The organism is Pseudomonas sp. BNK-15 (assembly GCF_047456105.1).
Lineage (GTDB): Bacteria > Pseudomonadota > Gammaproteobacteria > Pseudomonadales > Pseudomonadaceae > Aquipseudomonas > Aquipseudomonas putida_E.
In genome coordinates, this window is record NZ_CP179898.1 from 4981999 (window position 1) to 5000742 (window position 18744).

An 18744-nucleotide genomic window follows, 5' to 3' on the forward strand; every position below is an offset into this window, starting at 1 on the left:
CCCCAAAAGCCACCCTGGCCATTCGCACCATGGATGAACTGCGCAAGATCGACCTCAACCTGCTGCTGGCCCTGCATGCGCTGCTCAGCGAAAAACACGTAACCCGCGCTGCCATCCGCCTGCACCGCAGCCAACCGGCAGTCAGCCATGCCTTGGCGCAACTGCGCGCACATTTCGACGACCCGCTGCTGATCCGCCAGAACGGTCACATGGCCCTGACCGCACGCGCCCAGTCCCTCATCAAACCCTTGCAGGACGCGCTGGGCAGCCTCAACAGCCTGCTGGCCACACCACGCTTCGAACCCGCTCTGGCTCAGCGCAGGTTCCGCCTGTCGTTGTCCGATTACGCCTCGCGGATCATCCTGCCGCCACTGGTCCGTCACCTGCGCCAGGCAGCACCGGGCGTAGACCTTGCCATCAGCCAGGCCAGCCGCGAGGCGATGATGGCGCAGTTACTCGATGGCGAACTTGACCTCGCCTTGGGCATCTTCCCCGAGCTGCCGCAGGGCATTACCGCGCAGACACTGTTCGAGGACAGCTTCGTCAGCATCGCCGACCGTCAGGTGCTGCCGGCCAAAGGTGGCCTTGCACTGGATGACTGGTTGGCACGGCCGCACGTGCTCATGGCCATGCGCCCGGACGCCCATGACGAGATCGAGCGCGCGCTGAGTGAACGGGGCCTGCGCCGGCGCATTGCCCTGGCGCTGCCGCACTGGAGCGCCGCCGTCGAAGTGCTCGGCGGCACCGACCTGATCCTTACCGTGGCCAAGCGCGCGGTGGGCCCAATGCGGCCACACAAGGGCCTGCGCCAGTTCGCTCCGCCCTTGCCAATTCCGAACCTGGCCTATCAGCAGGCATGGCACACCAGAAAAGACAGTGATCCAGGGCATCGCTGGCTGCGGGAGGCGGTCTGGGCCTGTTGCCAGCCCGGTCGCTGATCAGCCTTCGGGCTGTTTGACGATGGCCGTCTTGGCAGCCGCCGGGCCTGCAGCCCAGGTGCTCTGCACCAAGAACACTCCGACGAGTATCAGAACCACCCCCGCAAGCCTTGGCAGGCTCACCGGTTTGCTGGCAACGCCCATCAGGCCGAAGTGGTCGACAATCACCGACGTTAGAATCTGCCCCGCCACCACCAGCACCAGAAAGCCCGCAGTGCCCAGCTTGGGGGTCAAGGCGGCGGCAGCGGCGACGTACAGTGCGCCAAGCACCCCGCCGATCCACAGCCACCATGGGCCTTGCAATGCTTTGCCCAGGTCAGGCAGCGGTACCCGCAAAACCAGCAAGGCTGCGATGACCACAATGGAACTGACCGTCAATGATGTGAACGCGCCCCAAAGCCAGTGCCCGAGCGCACGACCGACGGCCGCGTTGCTGGCGGCCTGGTAGGGCAGCACGACTCCGGCGAGCAGCGCCAAAACCAAGGGAAGAAACGCAATAAGCAGGGCCTTGTTAGGCATGGATGCACTCATCTGAAGACAGGGTCGGTACATCATCTGAAAATCGACGGGCGTTATGGAAATCGAAATCCTGCACTCGGATTATTCGCCACATGAATGATGGATACCGATCGATGACGCCGACCTTTTCGCGGGGTCGCCCGCGAAAAAGCCGGCGAGAGGTCAGCGGGATGTCTCGATCCGCAGTACTTCGGTGTAGATCGCATCGACCGTCTGGTCGACCTTGAGGTTTTTCATTCGGGCCTGCAGTTCAGGGTCCTCGACCTTGACCACCTGCAACTTGCCTTCCGGCGGTAGCAGGCTCACCTCATGGGTCTTGAGGTCGATCTTCTTGATCTGCGACGTTACCCGCACCTGGCGGAATGCCTCACCGCCCGGGTTGGGGTTGTCCTTGGTGGCGCGGATGGTTCCAGACTCATCGCTGGCTTTGGGCGCCCCGCCCACCTCTGTGTTGAGTACATAGGCCACCGCACGGGTCACGTAGATATCGACCTGGTCACCGACTTTGAGGTTGGGCAGCGCCTTGGCCTTTTCCGTGAGCTGGAACGTCACGTCCTTGTCGTCAGGGCCTTTGACCGTGACCTGCCGGTTGGCCTGGTCGATGGCGGTGACCTGTGTGGTCACATGACTTTCCAGTGCTTCATTGGCAATGGGTATATCGGCAGCCTGCACCGTGTAACTGGCGGTACCGACGAGCGTGGCAAGCGCAACAGCGCGAGCGAGTGTACAAAGAGCATTCATAGGCCTGCTTCCCTGTGTTCAAGACCGGACAGGCGCGTGAACGCTTCACGCGCCGCTCCTACACCATAGCTGGACTTACCGATTGCGCGTGACCCGCCATACGGTATTGGCCAAATCATCGGCGATGATCAGTGCCCCCCGAGGGTCAACCGTCACACCGACCGGCCGGCCGCGAGTCTGGCCATCCTCGGCCCGGAAGCCGGTGGCGAAGTCGATCGGTTCACCGGCAGGCTTGCCGTTGCTGAACGGCACGAAGATCACCTTGTAGCCCACAGGGTTTGGCCGGTTCCAGCTGCCGTGCTCGCCCACGAACACGCCGTCGGCAAAGCGCTCGCCCATGGCCGGTATGGAAAAGTCCACGCCCAGCGCGGCCACATGCGAACCGAGGCTGTAATCGGGCTTGATTGCGGCAGCCACCTTGTCCGGGTTCTGCGGTTTCACCCGCTCATCGACGTTCTGCCCCCAGTAGCTGTACGGCCAGCCATAGAAGCCACCTTCGCGCACCGAAGTGAGGTAGTCCGGCACCAGGTCCGGGCCCAGTTCATCGCGCTCGTTGACCACGGTCCACAGCTGCCCGCTGCCAGGCTGGATGGCCAGCGCCGTCGGGTTACGCAAGCCGGTGGCGTAGGGTTTGTGCGCACCGGTGGCAGCGTCGACCTGCCAGACCATGGCGCGATCGACTTCGGCTTCCATGCCCCGCTCGGTGATATTGCTGTTCGAGCCGATACCCACATACAGGTAGCGGCCATCGGGGCTGATGGTCAGCGCCTTGGTCCAGTGGTGATTGATCTGGGCCGGCAGGTCGGTGACTTTGGTCGGCGGGCCGCCCGCCTGGGTCTGGCCTTCCTGATAGTCGAAACGCACCAGCGCGTCCTGGTTGGCCACGTACAGCTTGCCATCAGCAAAGGCCAGGCCATAAGGCGCGTTGAGGTTTTCGGCAAACACCGTCTGCACCTCGTAGGTGCCATCGCCGTCGGCGTCTCGCAGCAGTGTCAGGCGGTTGCCACCCTTGACCTGGGTATTGCCCTTGGCCTTGATCTGGCTGGCGATGACGTCCTTGGGCTTGAGCTTGGCCGCACTGCCGCCCCGGCCTTCGGCCACCAGAATGTCACCGTTGGGCAGTACCAGGCTCTGCCGCGGAATTTTCAGGTCAGTGGCAATGGCTGTGATGCTGTAACCCTCAGGCACGGTCGGCTTCTGCTCGCCCCAGTGTGCGGGCTGGGCGATCTTCATGCTCGGCAACAGGCCACGCTCGGGGGCCGGCAATTTCGGGTCGGGGCCCAGGGCCTGGGTGGCCTCGCCTTCCCCACCGCAGGCGCTCAACAACAGCGCTACACTCAATACAGGCAATGCATGCAAAGGTTTCATGCCGCACCTCCCGAACGCAGGTTGCTCATACCCAGCCAGGCCGCCACGCAGGCCAGCACGGTCACGATCAAAGACAGCACCAGGCCCGCTGGCATCACTGCCCAGGCATCCTTGGCGTGCTCGAAGGCATTGACCAGCCCTAGTACCCAAGTCACCAGCAACAGCAAAAAGTACAGCGTCGGCCGCCCGCCCTTGCGCTCGGCGCGGACCAGGTTGGCCAGCGCGAACAGCAACGTCAGCCCGCAGAACAGCAGGCCGCCGGCAATCAACCAGGAGGCGAAGTTGCTCCACTGGATCTGGTAGCTCTTGAAATAGGCAATGTCACTCAGCAATGCGCCAAGAAACAGCGGGACCGTGCCGGCCAGCAAGATTGCGTGCAGCGGGCTGGGCGTGCATCGGTAGAGGGTTTGCTCGGTAGCGGTCACGGCGCCTCCTTACTCAGTCAGTGACCCGGGGCTGGCGGACAGGCGCGAGTGCCCGGTCCGTCAGGCGTGCGCGGGGTGCGCTTAGCAAAGGATCACCTTGACGTCCGGTTAGTTCACCGCTTGGCTTGATAGAAATATCCTGAAAGACTTCACCCCCTTTCCACCAGAGGCAAATGGCATGAGCGCTGATAAAGCACGACCGTACGCGTTGTGGGCCGCATATGCCCTGCTTAGCCTCAGCATGGCACTGACTGCCGGATGTTCGAACAAGCACAGCCAGGCTCGCTACCAGACAGCGGCATTGGGCTCGAACTGTTTCGCCAAGGCCGTGCCCACTATGGGAGAAGGCGGCCTGGCGTGGGGCGATACCTTGAGCATGGCCCGCCACAAGTCGATGAACAATTGCATCCGCTATGCCGGCCGGTCCGGCGGAACGCCCAGGACCTGCCAGGTGGTCATGGCCAAGTGCAAGAACTAGCGGCTGCCGGGTTCCGCCCCCTCAAGCCGGGCGTCCAGCACGGCTTCCAGATCCGCCAGTTCGATTTCACCGCCGGCCTCCAGCAGCGCACACCGTTTTGTACAGTCGATGATCACGCGTATGCCGTCGCGCGCGCGGTGGCTTGGGTACTTGCGCAATGCCAGTTCGACGGTCGAGCCGCTATGCCAGGTGCTGACGTCCGCTGACCAACAGGTATCCTGGAAGCTCAGCAGGCAAGTGCCTTGGTGGGTATCGAGAACACGCGGGGAATAGACCCAATGCGTATTTCCAGCCTCCCACGGCCTCACCATTACCCGGTAGTGGTCATCCGCTGAGCGGGACTGCACCTCGTCTTCGACTGCAGGCTGGCCATTGGCGGCCACGTAGCGGTCGAAAGCATTGACCTGTCCCGCCGTACGGCAGCCTTCCGAGTAATAGGCCACGTGCCGCCTGTACCGGGCAAACTCGGCGCACTGGGCGCCATCGGCGAACAAGGAGGCGATAGCAGCGCTCTGCACCAACCAGTAGATCTCATCCGAACCTTCGTGGGCTTTGCTGCTGCCCAAGGTGATTGCCTGGCCCAGCAGATCGCTGGCCAGGCGCCGGCCTTCATGACGCACTGCGTCATCGGCCAGCGGCGCGGACCTATTAGCCGCTTGCGCCATTAAGGCCGCGTAGCGCAGGTACAGGGCCTCGCCAATCAGGCCCGGTGCGGGGTAATCGGGAAGAGGCAGGTCGAGCGGCTCGAGCCTTGTCACACCGCCTTGGCCCGGGCGGCATGCAGTTTCTTGTAGCTCTCGATCAAGCGCAGGTGGCGGTCCAGCCCCTCCAGCTTCATGCTGGTCGGGGTCAGGCCATGGAAGCGCACGCTACCGTCCACCGAACCCAGCACTGCATCCATGCGCAGGTTGCCGAACATGCGGCGGAAATTGGCCTCGTAGTCCTCCATCTGAAGCTCATCATCCAACACCACTTCCAACACCACATTCAGGGCCTGGTAGAACAAACCGCGCTCGACAGTGTTGTCGTTGAACTGCAGGAACGCCTCGACCAGCTCCTTGGCGTCCTCGAAACGCTTCAGCGCTAGGCAGATCAGCAGTTTCAACTCAAGGATGGTCAACTGGCCCCACACCGTGTTGTCATCGAACTCGACACCGATCAGCGTGGTGATGGTGGTGTAGTCGTCCACCTCACAGTTGTCCAGGCGCTTGAGCAGCGCCCGCAGTGCACGGTTGTCCAGGCTGTGCAGGTTGAGGATGTCGGCACGGAACCCCAGCGCACGGTTGGTGTTGTCCCAGATCAGGTCCTCGACCGGGTAGATCTCCGAGTAACCCGGTACCAGGATGCGGCAGGCGTTGGCGCCGAGGTTGTCGTACACAGCCATGTACACCTCCTTGCCCATGCCCTCGAGGATGCCGAACAGGGTCGCGGCTTCCTGGAGGTTGGAGTCTTCGCCATGGCCGGAGAAGTCCCACTCGACGAATTCGAAGTCGGCCTTGGCGCTGAAGAAGCGCCACGACACCACACCACTGGAATCGATGAAGTGCTCGACGAAGTTGTTCGGCTCGGTCAGCGCGTGGCTTTCGAAGGTCGGCTGCGGCAAGTCGTTGAGCCCCTCGAAACTGCGGCCCTGCAGCAGTTCGGTAAGGCTGCGTTCCAGCGCCACCTCCAAGCTTGGGTGCGCGCCGAACGAGGCGAACACGCCGCCGGTACGCGGGTTCATCAAGGTCACGCACATGACCGGGAATTCACCGCCCAGCGACGCGTCCTTGACCAGCACCGGGAAGCCCTGCTCTTCCAGCCCCTGGATGCCTGCGACGATGCCTGGGTACTTGGCCAGCACCTCCTGCGGCACATCCGGCAGGCACAACTCGCCCTCAAGGATTTCACGCTTCACGGCCCGTTCGAAGATCTCCGACAGGCACTGCACCTGCGCTTCGGCCAGGGTATTGCCTGCGCTCATGCCGTTGCTGAGGAACAGGTTTTCGATCAGGTTGGACGGGAAGTACACCACCTGCCCGTCCGACTGGCGCACGAACGGCAGCGAACAGATGCCACGCGCGGTATTGCCCGAGTTGGTGTCATACAGGTGCGAACCACGCAGCTCGCCGTCCGGGTTGTAGATCTGCAGGCAGTATTCGTCGAGGACCTCGGCTGGCAGCGCGTCCTTGGGGCCCGGCTTGAACCACTGCTCGTTGGGGTAGTGCACGAACGGCGCGTTGGCGATGTCCTCGCCCCAGAACTGGTCGTTGTAGAAGAAGTTGCAGTTCAAACGCTCGATGAATTCACCCAGCGCCGAGGCCAGCGCGGCCTCTTTGGTCGAGCCCTTGCCGTTGGTGAAGCACATCGGCGACTGCGCATCGCGCACGTGCAGCGACCAGACGTTGGGCACGATGTTGCGCCACGAGGCGATCTCGATCTTCATGCCCAGCCCGGCGAGCAGGCCCGACATGTTGGCGATGGTCTGCTCCAGCGGCAGGTCCTTGCCGGCGATGTAGGTGGTGGTGTCGGCCACCGGCATGAGCAGGCCCTGGGCGTCGGCATCGAGGTTGTCCACCTGCTCGATGATGAACTCGGGGCCGGTCTGTACCACTTTCTTGACCGTGCAGCGGTCGATGGAGCGCAGGATGCCCTGCCGGTCCTTCTCAGAGATGTCCTCCGGCAGCTCGACCTGGATCTTGAAGATCTGGTTGTAGCGGTTCTCGGGGTCGACGATGTTGTTCTGCGACAGGCGGATGTTTTCGGTAGGGATATCCCGGGTCTGGCAGTACAACTTGACGAAATAGGCGGCGCACAGGGCCGATGAGGCAAGGAAATAGTCGAACGGCCCCGGGGCCGAGCCATCGCCTTTGTAGCGGATCGGCTGGTCGGCGATCACCGTGAAGTCGTCGAATTTGGCTTCAAGACGAAGGTTGTCGAGAAAGTTGACCTTGATTTCCATGCGGGAACACCGTGATTTAAGCGTGCAAAACGAAATTGGCCGGCATTATCCGGTTTTTTCGGCTGGAAGTCCTGTTTGTCTGTGCCGCCCACCGCTGCGGCACTTGATTGCGCATTTCGCCGGATTGCTTGCCTGATTCTCTGAACCTGCCGTACACGGCAGGCCGCCGCTCACCCCGCTGTGCTAGCGTTTGCGGATTGGGGAACAACGTATTCCCTGCACGGCAACATAATCACAACCGATGATCAGCAGGTGAGCCATGGAACTTCGAATCAACCAGAAGACCTACCAGGTCGAGGCCGACGCCGACACGCCGTTGCTGTGGGTGATCCGCGACGACCTCGGCCTGACCGGCACCAAGTACGGCTGTGGCCTGGCACAGTGCGGCGCCTGCTCGGTGCTGGTGGACGGCAATGTGGTGCGCGCCTGTGTCACGCCGGTGGCCGGAGTGGTCGGGCGTGAAGTGACCACCATCGAAGCCATCGAGGCCGATGCGGTGGGCAAGCGCGTGGTGGCCGCGTGGGTCGAGCATCAGGTGGCCCAATGCGGTTACTGCCAGTCCGGGCAGGTGATGGCGGCCACCGCGCTGCTCAAGCACACCCCGCAACCGAGCGATGCGCAAATCGATGCGGCGATGGTCAACCTGTGCCGCTGTGGCACTTATAACGCCATCCATGCCGCCGTGCACGAACTCGCCCAAGGGGAGAAGGCCTGATGAATACGCCTGTCGATAACCCTGCAGCGCTGCTCGACCTGCCGCCGGGCGAAACGGTCAACCTGTCGCGTCGGCGTTTTCTCGCCGGTACCGCCGTAGGCGCCCTGGTCCTGGGCTTCGGCCTGCCGCTGGGCGTCAGCCGGGTCCAAGCGGCGACGGCCGCTGCCCAGGAACGCGGCACCCAGGTACCTGCATTCCTGGAAATCCGCCAGGACGGCACGGTACGCCTGCTCTGCCCGTTCATGGAAGGCGGCCAAGGCACCTACACCGCCATGGCGCAGATCGTCGGCGAAGAACTGGACGCGGACCCTGCCACGTTCGTGGTCGACAGTGCCCCGCCGGGCGAAGCCTACGTAGTGATGGAAAACGGCATGCGCATCACCGGCGGCAGCATGTCGGTGCGCATGAGCTACCCGACCATGCGCCGCCTCGGCGCCCTCGCCCGGGCCATGCTGCTGCAAGCCGCCGCCGAGCAATGGGGCGTACCGGTGAGCGAACTGTCCACCGAACCTGGCAAGGTGCTGCACGCCGCCTCGGGCCGTTCGCTGGCCTATGGCGAGCTGGCTGAACGGGCCATGGACCTGCCGGTACCGAACCCAGCGGGCATCACGCTGCGCGACCCCAGCCAGTTCCGCTGGATCGGCAAGCCGGTGCGCCGTGTCGATGCCTACGACAAATCCACCGGCAAAGCGCTCTACACCATCGACATCACGCTCGACGGCATGCTCCACGCCGCCGTGCAGCATGCCCCGCGCCTTGGTATGACCGTGGGCAGCCTGCGCAACGAAGACCAGGTCAAGGCCATGAAAGGCGTGCACTCGGTGCATCAATTGCCAGGCGCCGTTGCCGTGGTGGCCGAACGCTGGTGGCACGCCAAGCGTGCGGTCGAGGCGCTGCAGGTGGACTGGCAGGAGCCGGGCGCCGACAGCCAGGTACGCGCGATGCCCGCCGACTTCTCCAGCGATGCCTGGCGCGAGCACCTGGCCGCCCAGACAGGCCCCGCCAAGGACGACGAAAGCGAAGGCGATGTGGCCGCTGCACTGGGCAATGCCAAAACCAAGGTCGAGGCCACCTACCACAACCAGTATCTCAACCATGCCCAGCTGGAGCCGCCGTCGGCACTGGCGTGCTTCAACCCCGACGGTTCGCTGGAGGTCTGGCTGCCCAACCAGGCGCCGGACATGTTCCGTGACGACATCGCCAAACGCACCGGCCTGGATCCTGCACAGATCACCCTGCACTCGCCGCTTCTGGGCGGGTTCTTCGGTCGCCACTTCCTGTATGACTCGGCCAACCCTTACCCGCAGGCCATCTTGCTGGCCAAGGCCGTCGGCCGCCCGGTCAAGCTGATCTGGAGCCGCGAGGAAGAATTCCTGCGCGATGTGCTGCGGCCGGTTGCGGTGGTCAAGTTCCGCGCAGGGCTGGATGCCGATGGCCTGCCAGTGGCTATCGAAGCGGTGAGTGCCACAGAGGGGCCGACCGAGGCCCTGGCGGGCAAGCAAGGCGAGAAAATCGACCCGACGGCGCTCGAAGGGCTGTCGGGCAAATCCTACGCCATCGCCAACAAGCGCATCGCACAGATCTACGTCAAGGGCCCGGCCATGCTGGGTTACTGGCGCTCGGTGGGCAACTCGCTGAACGATTTCTTCTATGAGTCCTTCCTGGACGAGCTGGCTGACAAAGGCGGTAAAGACCCCTTTGAGTTGCGCCTGCACCTGCTGCGCGACAACCCGCGCCTGACCAACCTGCTGCAAGCGGTGGGTGAACTGTCCGGTGGCTGGAAGCGCGGGCCGTTCACCGCTGCAGACGGCAGCAAACGGGCGCGTGGCGTGGCCATGGCTTCGCCGTTCGGCTCGGAGGCCGCCGTGATCGCCGAAGTGTCGATCGAAGATGGCCAAGTGAAAGTCCACGACATCTGGCAGGCGATCGACCCCGGCAGCATCGTCAACCCAGCGATCATCGAAGCCCAGGTCAACGGCGCCGTGGCCCTTGGCCTGTCGCAGACGCTGGTTGAGGAAGCCGTATACATCGATGGCAAGCCGCGCGCGCGCAACTACGACCTGTATCCGATCCTGCCTGCCTCGCGCATGGCCCGGGTGCATGTGCGCATTGTCGAAAGCGGCGCGAAGATGGGGGGCATTGGCGAGCCGCCGTTGCCTGCGGTGGCGCCAGCAGTGGCCAACGCGGTGGCGCAACTCACAGGCCAGCGCATCCGCAGCCTGCCCATGAGCCGCCATACCTTCAGCTGACCGGACAAGGACCGCCCCATGACCCACAGTCGATTCGCAAGAACCGCAGGCTGGCTGGCGCTGCCGTGCCTGGTCGCTGCAGGCCTGCTGGCCTGGTATGTCACCCGTGAGCCCGCTTCGCCCTTCGTCACCGAACAGAACGCCAGCTTCGACCCGGCGCTGGTCAGCCGTGGTGAGTACGTGGCCAGGCTCAGCGACTGCGTCGCCTGCCACAGCCTGCCCGACGGCAAGCCATTTGCCGGTGGGCTGGAAATGGCCACACCGCTGGGGGCGATACACGCCACCAATGTAACTCCCGACCCCGCGACCGGTATCGGCCATTACAGCCTTGCCGACTTCGACCGCGCTGTGCGCCACGGTGTCGCACCGGGGGGCAGACGGCTGTACCCGGCCATGCCCTACCCCTCATATGCCAAGCTCAGCGATGACGATGTGCGGGCGTTGTATGCCTTCTTCATGAAAGGCGTACAGCCTGCACAACAGGCGAACATCCCCAGCGACATTCCCTGGCCACTGAACATGCGCTGGCCGATCGCGCTGTGGAACGGCGTGTTCGCAGCAGACGAACCTTATGCGGCCAAACCGGCGCAGGACGCGGTGTGGAACCGAGGCGCCTATATCGTTCAGGGCCCCGGCCACTGTGGCAGTTGCCATACCCCACGGGGCCTGGCCTTCAACGAAAAAGCCCTGGATGAAGGTGGCAAGCCGTTTCTGGCCGGCGCGCTGCTCGACGGCTGGTACGCACCCAGCCTGCGTAACGACCACAACACCGGCCTGGGCCGCTGGAGCGAGGCCCAGATCGTGCAGTTCCTCAAGCACGGGCGCAACCAGCATGCGGTGGTCTATGGGTCGATGACCGAGGCGTTCAACAATTCCACCCAGTTCATGAGCGATGACGACCTGGCAGCGATCGCCCGCTACCTCAAATCGTTGCCGGCCGACCCCCAACGTGACGGCGCGCCGTGGCAGTATCAGGCAGTGTCTGCCGGTGAACGCCTGAACAGCCCCGGCGCCCACACCTACGTGACCCGCTGCGCTACGTGCCATGGCCTGGATGGCAAGGGCCAGGCAGAGTGGATGCCGCCGCTGGCGGGGTCCACCTCGGCGCTGGCCAAGGAGAATGCTTCGGCGATCAACATCACCCTCAATGGCTCGCAACGTATCGTCGCCGCCGGGCTGCCGGATGCCTACCGCATGCCTGCGTTCCGCGAGCAGTTGTCGGACCAGGAGATCGCCCAGGTGCTGAGCTTTGTCCGCAGTACCTGGGGCAACCACGGCGGTGCGGTCGACGCGCAGGCCGTCAGCAAGCTGCGCGGGGATACCGACCCGGCCAGCAGCAGCCCGATCATCTTGCACATGCGCTGAGGAAACACTGTCAATGGAAAGCATCGACCTGTTGGTCCTGCGCACCACCCGTGACTGGCTCCAGGCCGGCGAGCGGGTGCTGCTGGCGACCGTAGCCCGCACCTGGGGTTCGTCGCCCAGGCCGGTGGGCTCGATGATGGCCCTGCGTGGCGATGGCAGGGTCATTGGCAGCGTCTCCGGTGGCTGCATCGAGGATGACCTGGTGCACCGCTACACCACTGCCTACAACGGCGAAGGCATGCCGGAAGGGCCGCCGCGCGTGGTGCGTTATGGCGTCAGTGCCGACGAGGCTCATCGCTTTGGCCTGCCCTGCGGCGGGACCCTGGAGCTGATACTCGAGTTCAGCCCTTCATTGCCCAGCCTTGAGCAGCTTCTGCCGCAGCTGGACGCTGGCAACCGGGTCCGTCGCGAGCTGGACCTCGGCACCGGTGGCGTAAGCCTGGCCGCCACGCACGCACCCGAGCAGTTCAGCTTCGATGGCCAACGCATGGTCAATACCCTGGGCCCCGGCTACCGCATGCTGCTGATCGGTGCCGGGGTACTGGCCGAGTACCTGGCGACCATGGCGCTGTTCAACGGCTTCAAGGTGGCCGTTTGCGACCCTCGCCGCGAATACATGGATGGCTGGAATGTCGCGGGCGTGGAGAAGATAGTCGGCATGCCGGACGATGTGGTCAGGGCCTTTGCCCCCGACCTGCGCAGTTGCATCATTGGCCTGAGCCATGACCCCAAGCTGGACGACCTGGCCTTGCTCGAAGCCTTGCACAGCACAGCCTTCTACATCGGTGCGATCGGTTCCCGGCGTAACAGCCAGCTGCGCCGCGAACGGCTGATCGAGCACTTCGGTGAGACGCAAGCCTCACTCGAACGCCTGCATGGCCCCATCGGTATCTATATCGGCAGCAAGACCCCTGCAGAGATCGCGGTCAGCGTCATGGCGCAGGTTCTTGCCATCAAGAACGGCGTTGCCTTGCCCAGCGCGGTCGATGTGACCAAGGCCAAACGGGCTCGGGAAGCCAGTGCATGAGGTGAACGTGCGCCAATGCCAGCACACCGTGCCTCAATGCTGCCCGCCCGCTTGCTCCTGCTTCCAGCGCTCCAGGTTCTTCGCCAGCAGCTGCCCAGGCAGCGGGCCAGAAACGATTTCCTTCATTTTTTGCGCCAGTTGCTCACGCAGCCTGGGCTGGTTGCACGGCGATGCATGGGACAGCGCCAGGTACAGGCCTTCACTGGACACCGGCGGATCGAGCACCTTCAATTGCTTGTCCATACCCAGCGTGCGCGCCAGCGCCATGCCGGGGTACTGCTCATAGATCAGGTAGTCGTTGCGCTTGTGCAGCAGCTTCTCGAACGCCTGCCTGGCACCGGGAACGGCTTCGAGCGTTAGGTTGGCCCTGGCGTAATCGTCGAACTCTTGGCCGTGGCTGTTGCTGACCAGGGTGCCGCCCTTGCGCCCCTTCAGGTCTGACCAGCCACGGTAGGCAAAGGCAGCGTCCTGGCGCACCCAGACAACACTTGGCGTATGCAAGAACGGCGGGCTGATGAAGTCCGCCTCCTGCTGACGCGCCTGGGTCAGGAAGTAACCGGCCATCAAGTCGATACGGCCTTTGCGCACCTGTTCCTGAGCCCGCGACCATGGCCCGCCGTAGACCACCTGCATTTTCACACCGAGCGCCTGGCCCAGGTAGTCAAGCAGGTCGGCGTTGGCACCGATCAGTCGCTGGGGGTCGTTCGGGTCGCGCCACAAGTAAGGGGGATATTCCGGATTGCCGGTGGCCGTCAGTTGCCGACACACATCCTCCGCTGCCCAGGCCTGAGGCAACAGAATCAGGGAAAACGAAAGCAGCAAAGACCGGCCGGACCACCGCTCGACCATCTACAACCCTCGGTGCATGCGGCCTTAGGCGGCCAGCCGTGGTCGCGAAAGGCTGCCACATCCTGTGCACGTCTGCTGTACTGCTGCCCGCATGCTCTACAGAGTCTGGACGAGAATCCGCTGGCTGCCAGAAATTTATCCGGGCATGCGCGCCAAAGACCGCTTGGCGGCCGCCTGGAACACGCCGCGCAGTGCCTTGACTTGCTCTTCGGTGAGCGTTTGCGCGCAGCTCAGCCCCTGCAGGAAGCCTATGCCCCAGTTTTTGGTCTGATCCAGTTGCTGACGGTTTTCCGCTTCGGCGATATCGCCCAGATGCAGCGCGGCGTGGTGTTCGTAACGGTCACCCAGTGCCAACTTGCGCAGTTCACCCAGAGCGACCTTGAATTCAGCGGCGGCAACATCGTCCAGGCCCAGGTGCTCATACTGAAGCAGGCTCAGACGGTCGGTGGCGGTCATCTTCGAATCTCCGTTTCTCTATAAAAGGAGCAGTTGCAGGAAAGTCACCGACCAACCCAGAACGCTTCCAGGCGCCAGGTGATGGTGGTGTGGTAATGAGGGTTGTATACCATAGGTGGGGCCCATCGCCCTAGCGGTGTGCGCCGTCCGGTTGGCTGTAGCCACCAGGGGCGACTACCAGGCCCCTTTCACCGCCAGGTAGATACCCACGTCGCGCACGTCCACCGGAAAACGCCCGCTCGAGTACCTGAGGTTGATACTCGGCTCGTCGTCGACTTGGTCGAGGGCCGCAACCGGCAGCTATGCTGTCAGATGCAATTCCCATTCAGTGGAGGTGTGTCATGCGTCCGTTCACAGGGAGTTTCCTGCTGGTGCTGCTTTGCGTAGCCCCGGCACTGCAGGCCCAGTCGGTAACCCCATTAAAAGGTCAGAGCAGCCAGCAGATGCAGCTGGATATCAATGAATGCAATACCGTGGCAGCCAACGCCGCGAACAACGCCGCAACCACCTCCAGCTCCAATGTCGGTGGCCGGGTCAAAGGCGCGGCTGTGGGTGCTGCAGCCGGTGCCGCTGGCGCCCAGGTACGCAGCAACCAGCATGAAGCGTTGTCTGACCGGGCCGGCGACGACGCCAAAGAAGAGTATCGGCAGAACCGTGCTGGGGAAGTGGCCGCTGCCGGAGCGGTCGTCGGTGGTTCCCGGCAACGCCAGGATCGCCGCGAGGACCGGCGCACCGAGGATCAGGCACAAAGTTCGGCGCAAGCCAGCGCCTACAGCGGTTGCCTGCAAGGGCGGGGATATCAGGTCAATCCTTGATCTGGGGCTGCCGGTTGGTTGGCAGACGAACATTGCCTAACCAACCGTGCGTCGCTTCACGCACGTGTTTCAACCGGTTTTCACCGCGAAGCGTTACCGACGGCGTTTCCACACTCACCTGCACATCCGTCGGCAACACCCCCATCAACGCTGCCAGTGGCAACTGCCCCTGCCCCGGCAATAACCGCCCTTCACGCGCCTCCTGGATAATCAATGCCTCAGCCGGCGCAGTGAGCGGCGCATCGCACAGTTGCACCGCTCGCAGGTAGCGCGGGTCGACTTCGGCAAGTGCCGCTACATCCCCGCCCGAACGGAACAGATGCAGCGCATCCACCAGTACCGCGCTGTTGTCCTGCCCAGCCATGTTCAACACAGCCAGCGCCTGCTGCAAGGTCGCCACCGGTCTCCAGCGCATGAACTCCAGGTCTACACGCAAACCATACTCCTTGGCCATTTCACACAGCGCCGCGAAGTTGTGCGCAAGCCGCACACCGTCTTCATCATCCCCGGATACCGTGAGGCTGGTGGCACCCAGTTCAGCGCCTGCCGCCAGCAACATCGCACAATCGCCAACCTGCACCTGCGGCGTCAGCGAGACGAACTCTATGTCGGCAACGCCTACACCCTCACCTGCCATCACAGCCTTCAGTTCCCGTAGCGCCTGGCCACCAACCGCAAGCGGATACGCTTGCGCACCCGGCATCACCGGGTGCAGCCGCAACCCAACAGTGCTGAAACCGGCCCGGCCGGCTTCACGCACCAGCGCTTCAGGCGCAAGGTCCAGCGCTGTCAGGTGGGCAATCCCTAGCGGCTTCAATAAGTCGCCCTCCCGCCACTGAGGTCGAATACGAAGCCTGTGGTAAAGCTGCATTCCGGCCCGGCGATCCAGGCCACCATGTTGGCAATCTCCTCAGCCTTGAGGAAACGCCCCATCGGGATCTTGGCTTTGCTGGCCGCGATATGCTCCGCAGTCATCTCGGCCATCAACGGGGTTTCGACCATCGCCGGGGCGATGCAGTTGAGCGACACGCCATCCTGCGCCAGTTCCTTGGCTGCGGCCTTGGTGAAGGCGATGACCCCGGCCTTGGCAGCCGAGTAGCCGCTTATGTACTGCACGCCATCCTTGCCCGCCATCGACGCCACGTTGACGATCCGCCCATAGCCGCGCTCGCGCATATGCGGGATGGCCGTTCGACAGCAGTAGAAGACGCCGTTCAGGTCGATGGCGATGACCTTGTCCCAGGCTTCTGGCGGGTATTCCCAGGACGGTACCACCGGCCCATTGATGCCAGCGTTGTTGACCAGGATGTCGACCTGCCCCACACGCGCCAGTACGTCAGCGAATGCCGCCTCGACCGAGGCCAGCGAAGCGACATCCACAACCTGGCGCAGCACTGGCTCGAAACCGTTGTCGACGCTGTCCCAGCCATCCACCGCGAGGTCCCAGATCACCACCTGGGCACCGGCGGTGTGCAGCCGTTGGGCGATGGCCAGGCCGATGCCACGCATGCCGCCAGTAACGATTGCAGTTTGCCCTTGCAGGGGTTGGCTCATTGTTCAGCTCCTTTTTCAACACAGGGAATATCCGGCAGGCGACGCAGGTCGCGCACCATGAACAGGTAACACAGCGCGCCCAGCGCGGTGATCGAGGACACGAACACCAGGGCCCAGACGAATGACCCGGTGGCCGTCACGATCAGGCCGATGGTCAACGGGGTAACGATGCCGGCGGCGTTGGCGAACAGGTTGAACAGCCCGCCACTGAGGCCCAGCAAGCCTTTGGGCGCGATGTCGGAAACGATCATCCAGGCCAGGGCCGACATACCCTGGGCGAAATAGGCAATACAGAGGATGGCGATGACCAGCACGTCCGACTCGACATAGTTGGCCAGGACAATGACCGACGCGGTCAGCAGGCCGGCGATCACCGGCAGCTTGCGCGCCACATTTAGCGAGTAGCCGCGGCGCAGCAAGGCATCGGAGAGCCAGCCGCCGACCAGCGTGCCCAACGAAGCGGCGATGAACGGCAGCACCGCCACCCAGCCGACCTTGAGCCACGGCATATGCCGCTCGGTGACCAGGTAGGTCGGGAACCAGGTGAGGAAGAACACGTTGGTCGAGTTGCAGGCGAACTGCCCCAGGCAGATACCGAGCATGTTGCGGTGCTTGAGCAGCGCCGGGATCTGTGACCACTGGAACACCGTGGCTTTCTGGCCACCATCGACCACGCCACCGCCGGCAGCGATATGGTCCAGCTCCGCCTGGTTGGCGGTGGTCGACTGGTGTGGCTCATGGTATTTGCGCCACCAGACCACGCCGTAGAGCACGCCCAGCAACCCGACCGCCATCAGCAGAAAGCGCCAGCCATAGGCGTGCAAGACCCAAAACAGCAACGGTGTCAGGAACGCAAGGCCGGTGTACTCGGCAAAGGTGTAGATACCCGTCGCCCTAGCCCGCTCGCTTTGCGGGAACCAGGTCGCCACCACGCGGCTGTTGGTGGGGAAGCACGGCGCTTCTGTCACACCGACCAGAAAGCGCATGCCCAGCAAGGACAGAAACCCTTGGGCCAAGCCCTGCAGGCCGGTGAACAGCGACCACAACGTCAGTGCCAACCAGTAGGTGAGCTTGGTGCCCAGCCGGTCGATCAGTATGCCGCCGGGGATCTGCGCCGCGGCGTAGGTCCATGAGAACGCGGAGAAAATCACCCCCATCATCGCCGCATTCAGCCCCAGATCGGCGCTGATGCTTGGCGCGGCGATGCCCATGACGCTGCGGTCCAGGTAGTTGATCATGGTGCCGCCAGAGATCAGCGCCAGGATCATGAAACGGGTACGGGTACGTTGCTGCTGGCGCGCAGGCGTGTCGAACACCCCGGCGCCGCTAGGCTGATCAGCATTCATGACAATTGCTCTCTTGTTATCGGAATGGCGAATGCGCAGGCGTCAGGCGAACCCGAACAGGCGCCTGGGGGTATCCCACATGACGGCCCGCCGCAGGTGCGGGTCTGGCATCAGGCGCTCGGCCAACTTCAGCAAGGGGCCGTAATCCACCCGGGTGTGTTGGCGGATGAACGGCCAGTCCGAACCCCATACACAGGCTTGCGGGCCAAAAGCGTTGATCAACTCGTGCACGTAGGCGCTGCTCTGCTCATGCAGGGCAGCAGCGTCGGCGAATTTCTGCATGCCCGAGAGCTTCACGCAGGCCCGCCCATGCCGGGCCAGCCTGAGCAATGCCTGGAAGCCGGCCTGTTGGGTACCGGCCGCCGCATCCGGGCGCCCGCAGTGGTCGATCAATACCCGCACCGCACTGCGCTCGATCAGGCCGAGCAGTTCGACGAGCTGGTCTTCGCACACCTGGATCTGGGCGAACAGGCCAAGTTCAGCAAGCTTGCCGAACAACGGCCCGACGTCTTGCAGGCTCGCCACGCCATACATTGCCGGGTTGAAGGCCACACCGACCACGCCCTGCTCACGCAGTTGGGCCAGTTGCTCGAGGCTGACCTGACGATCGACCACCGCTATGCCCTTGAAGCGCCCCTGACCGCTGGCCAAGGCATGCAGCAGGCAGCGGTTGTCAGTGTGGTAGCCACTGTTGGGCCCCACCAACAAGGCGTGACGCACGCCATAGGCATCCATCACCTGGTTGAACTGCTCCAGCGGCGCGACCTCCTGACCGGATGGCGCGTACGGCGCATCGGGGTGGTAAGCGAAGCGTGCAGGGTCAAACAAATGGTTATGGCAATCGATCTTCGGTTCATCAAAGATGTTCAAAAGCGGTTCCTTCAAGCGCCACTGCGCTTGCCTGCAGATCTTGTTATTGTTCGCCACCAGGGGCGATTTGCCTGGGTTCACGATACTG

The 18744-nt window shown here is 63.5% G+C and carries 19 protein-coding genes; 7 read left to right on the top strand and 12 right to left on the bottom strand.

Annotated features, from left to right (window positions below):
* Positions 1-29 precede the first annotated feature (29 nt).
* Entirely contained in the window at positions 30-938 is a 909-nt protein-coding gene (locus tag ACMGF5_RS22855; RefSeq protein WP_414157250.1) for a LysR family transcriptional regulator, read from the top strand.
* Here ACMGF5_RS22855 and ACMGF5_RS22860 read toward each other — a convergent pair whose 3' ends face one another.
* The 4 genes from ACMGF5_RS22860 to ACMGF5_RS22875 all read right to left on the bottom strand — a co-directional run bounded on the left by ACMGF5_RS22860 (position 939) and on the right by ACMGF5_RS22875 (position 3991).
* Positions 939-1457, bottom strand: a complete 519-nt coding sequence (locus ACMGF5_RS22860) for a DMT family transporter (protein WP_115274670.1) — start codon at positions 1455-1457, stop codon at positions 939-941. It abuts the gene before it with no gap.
* A 162-nt stretch (positions 1458-1619) separates the two neighbouring features.
* On the bottom strand, positions 1620-2198 hold the full coding sequence (locus ACMGF5_RS22865; protein WP_414157251.1) for a hypothetical protein: 579 nt from the start codon (positions 2196-2198) through the stop codon (positions 1620-1622).
* Positions 2199-2273: 75 nt separating this feature from the next.
* Positions 2274-3566, bottom strand: coding sequence for a PQQ-dependent sugar dehydrogenase (locus ACMGF5_RS22870; protein ID WP_119687102.1), 1293 nt, complete (start codon positions 3564-3566; stop codon positions 2274-2276).
* Positions 3563-3991: a DUF2231 domain-containing protein gene (locus ACMGF5_RS22875; RefSeq protein ID WP_039601936.1), complete on the bottom strand. Its 429-nt coding sequence runs from the start codon at positions 3989-3991 to the stop codon at positions 3563-3565. Before ACMGF5_RS22875 ends, ACMGF5_RS22870 begins: the two co-directional genes overlap by 4 nt.
* Positions 3992-4169: 178 nt before the next feature.
* Here ACMGF5_RS22875 and ACMGF5_RS22880 point away from each other — a divergent pair, with 178 nt between their 5' ends.
* Entirely contained in the window at positions 4170-4469 is a 300-nt protein-coding gene (locus ACMGF5_RS22880; protein WP_115274668.1) for a hypothetical protein, read from the top strand.
* Here the strand turns inward: ACMGF5_RS22880 and ACMGF5_RS22885 are convergent.
* Both ACMGF5_RS22885 and ACMGF5_RS22890 read right to left on the bottom strand, forming a co-directional pair.
* On the bottom strand, positions 4466-5227 hold the full coding sequence (locus tag ACMGF5_RS22885; protein WP_115274667.1) for a hypothetical protein: 762 nt from the start codon (positions 5225-5227) through the stop codon (positions 4466-4468). The two genes, ACMGF5_RS22880 and ACMGF5_RS22885, sit on opposite strands and share 4 nt — an antisense overlap.
* Positions 5224-7410, bottom strand: coding sequence for an OsmC domain/YcaO domain-containing protein (locus tag ACMGF5_RS22890; RefSeq protein WP_414157252.1), 2187 nt, complete (start codon positions 7408-7410; stop codon positions 5224-5226). The genes ACMGF5_RS22885 and ACMGF5_RS22890 overlap by 4 nt, the downstream gene beginning before the upstream one ends.
* Positions 7411-7669: 259 nt before the next feature.
* Here ACMGF5_RS22890 and ACMGF5_RS22895 point away from each other — a divergent pair, with 259 nt between their 5' ends.
* The 4 genes from ACMGF5_RS22895 to ACMGF5_RS22910 are packed head-to-tail and all read left to right on the top strand — an operon-like array spanning position 7670 to position 12766.
* Complete coding sequence (locus ACMGF5_RS22895; RefSeq protein ID WP_046786065.1) at positions 7670-8125, top strand: (2Fe-2S)-binding protein; 456 nt, start codon at positions 7670-7672, stop codon at positions 8123-8125.
* Positions 8125-10374, top strand: coding sequence for a molybdopterin cofactor-binding domain-containing protein (locus tag ACMGF5_RS22900; protein WP_414157253.1), 2250 nt, complete (start codon positions 8125-8127; stop codon positions 10372-10374). The genes ACMGF5_RS22895 and ACMGF5_RS22900 overlap by 1 nt, the downstream gene beginning before the upstream one ends.
* Positions 10375-10392: 18 nt before the next feature.
* On the top strand, positions 10393-11739 hold the full coding sequence (locus ACMGF5_RS22905) for a c-type cytochrome (RefSeq protein ID WP_414157254.1): 1347 nt from the start codon (positions 10393-10395) through the stop codon (positions 11737-11739).
* 13 nt (positions 11740-11752) lie between these two features.
* Positions 11753-12766, top strand: coding sequence for an XdhC family protein (locus ACMGF5_RS22910; protein WP_414157255.1), 1014 nt, complete (start codon positions 11753-11755; stop codon positions 12764-12766).
* A gap of 33 nt (positions 12767-12799) precedes the next feature.
* Here the strand turns inward: ACMGF5_RS22910 and ACMGF5_RS22915 are convergent, their stop codons facing one another.
* Positions 12800-13615, bottom strand: coding sequence for a substrate-binding periplasmic protein (locus ACMGF5_RS22915; protein WP_119687109.1), 816 nt, complete (start codon positions 13613-13615; stop codon positions 12800-12802).
* Between the two features lie 135 nt (positions 13616-13750).
* Positions 13751-14071, bottom strand: coding sequence for a hypothetical protein (locus ACMGF5_RS22920; protein WP_046786060.1), 321 nt, complete (start codon positions 14069-14071; stop codon positions 13751-13753).
* Positions 14072-14412: 341 nt separating this feature from the next.
* Here ACMGF5_RS22920 and ACMGF5_RS22925 point away from each other — a divergent pair, with 341 nt between their 5' ends.
* Positions 14413-14886, top strand: coding sequence for a YMGG-like glycine zipper-containing protein (locus ACMGF5_RS22925; protein WP_204918090.1), 474 nt, complete (start codon positions 14413-14415; stop codon positions 14884-14886).
* Here the strand turns inward: ACMGF5_RS22925 and ACMGF5_RS22930 are convergent.
* From ACMGF5_RS22930 to ACMGF5_RS22945, 4 genes are read right to left on the bottom strand one after another with little or no spacing between them, the layout of a single operon-like run.
* Complete coding sequence (locus ACMGF5_RS22930; protein ID WP_414157256.1) at positions 14876-15703, bottom strand: sugar phosphate isomerase/epimerase family protein; 828 nt, start codon at positions 15701-15703, stop codon at positions 14876-14878. The genes ACMGF5_RS22925 and ACMGF5_RS22930 overlap by 11 nt on opposite strands.
* Positions 15700-16440 (bottom strand): SDR family NAD(P)-dependent oxidoreductase, encoded by a 741-nt coding sequence (locus tag ACMGF5_RS22935; protein ID WP_115274659.1) that lies wholly within the window; start codon positions 16438-16440, stop codon positions 15700-15702. Before ACMGF5_RS22935 ends, ACMGF5_RS22930 begins: the two co-directional genes overlap by 4 nt.
* On the bottom strand, positions 16437-17786 hold the full coding sequence (locus ACMGF5_RS22940) for an MFS transporter (RefSeq protein WP_125924891.1): 1350 nt from the start codon (positions 17784-17786) through the stop codon (positions 16437-16439). Before ACMGF5_RS22940 ends, ACMGF5_RS22935 begins: the two co-directional genes overlap by 4 nt.
* 42 nt (positions 17787-17828) lie before the next feature.
* The gene (locus ACMGF5_RS22945) at positions 17829-18656 is read right to left on the bottom strand and encodes an amidohydrolase family protein (RefSeq protein WP_414157257.1); all 828 of its coding nucleotides are present in this window, start codon (positions 18654-18656) and stop codon (positions 17829-17831) included.
* Between the last annotated feature and the right edge of the window lie 88 nt (positions 18657-18744).

Bases quoted from the DNA above. Each gene is read 5' to 3' on its own strand.
- ACMGF5_RS22900 (WP_414157253.1), top strand. From the start codon at position 8,125: ATGAATACGCCTGTCGATAACCCTGCAGCGCTGCTCGACCTGCCGCCG.
- ACMGF5_RS22870 (WP_119687102.1), bottom strand. From the start codon at position 3,566: ATGAAACCTTTGCATGCATTGCCTGTATTGAGTGTAGCGCTGTTGTTG.
- ACMGF5_RS22895 (WP_046786065.1), top strand. From the start codon at position 7,670: ATGGAACTTCGAATCAACCAGAAGACCTACCAGGTCGAGGCCGACGCC.
- ACMGF5_RS22905 (WP_414157254.1), top strand. From the start codon at position 10,393: ATGACCCACAGTCGATTCGCAAGAACCGCAGGCTGGCTGGCGCTGCCG.
- ACMGF5_RS22940 (WP_125924891.1), bottom strand. From the start codon at position 17,786: ATGAATGCTGATCAGCCTAGCGGCGCCGGGGTGTTCGACACGCCTGCG.
- ACMGF5_RS22880 (WP_115274668.1), top strand. From the start codon at position 4,170: ATGAGCGCTGATAAAGCACGACCGTACGCGTTGTGGGCCGCATATGCC.
- ACMGF5_RS22860 (WP_115274670.1), bottom strand. From the start codon at position 1,457: ATGCCTAACAAGGCCCTGCTTATTGCGTTTCTTCCCTTGGTTTTGGCG.
- ACMGF5_RS22855 (WP_414157250.1), top strand. From the start codon at position 30: ATGGATGAACTGCGCAAGATCGACCTCAACCTGCTGCTGGCCCTGCAT.
- ACMGF5_RS22865 (WP_414157251.1), bottom strand. From the start codon at position 2,198: ATGAATGCTCTTTGTACACTCGCTCGCGCTGTTGCGCTTGCCACGCTC.
- ACMGF5_RS22925 (WP_204918090.1), top strand. From the start codon at position 14,413: ATGCGTCCGTTCACAGGGAGTTTCCTGCTGGTGCTGCTTTGCGTAGCC.
- ACMGF5_RS22935 (WP_115274659.1), bottom strand. From the start codon at position 16,440: ATGAGCCAACCCCTGCAAGGGCAAACTGCAATCGTTACTGGCGGCATG.
- ACMGF5_RS22910 (WP_414157255.1), top strand. From the start codon at position 11,753: ATGGAAAGCATCGACCTGTTGGTCCTGCGCACCACCCGTGACTGGCTC.
- ACMGF5_RS22915 (WP_119687109.1), bottom strand. From the start codon at position 13,615: ATGGTCGAGCGGTGGTCCGGCCGGTCTTTGCTGCTTTCGTTTTCCCTG.
- ACMGF5_RS22890 (WP_414157252.1), bottom strand. From the start codon at position 7,410: ATGGAAATCAAGGTCAACTTTCTCGACAACCTTCGTCTTGAAGCCAAA.
- ACMGF5_RS22920 (WP_046786060.1), bottom strand. From the start codon at position 14,071: ATGACCGCCACCGACCGTCTGAGCCTGCTTCAGTATGAGCACCTGGGC.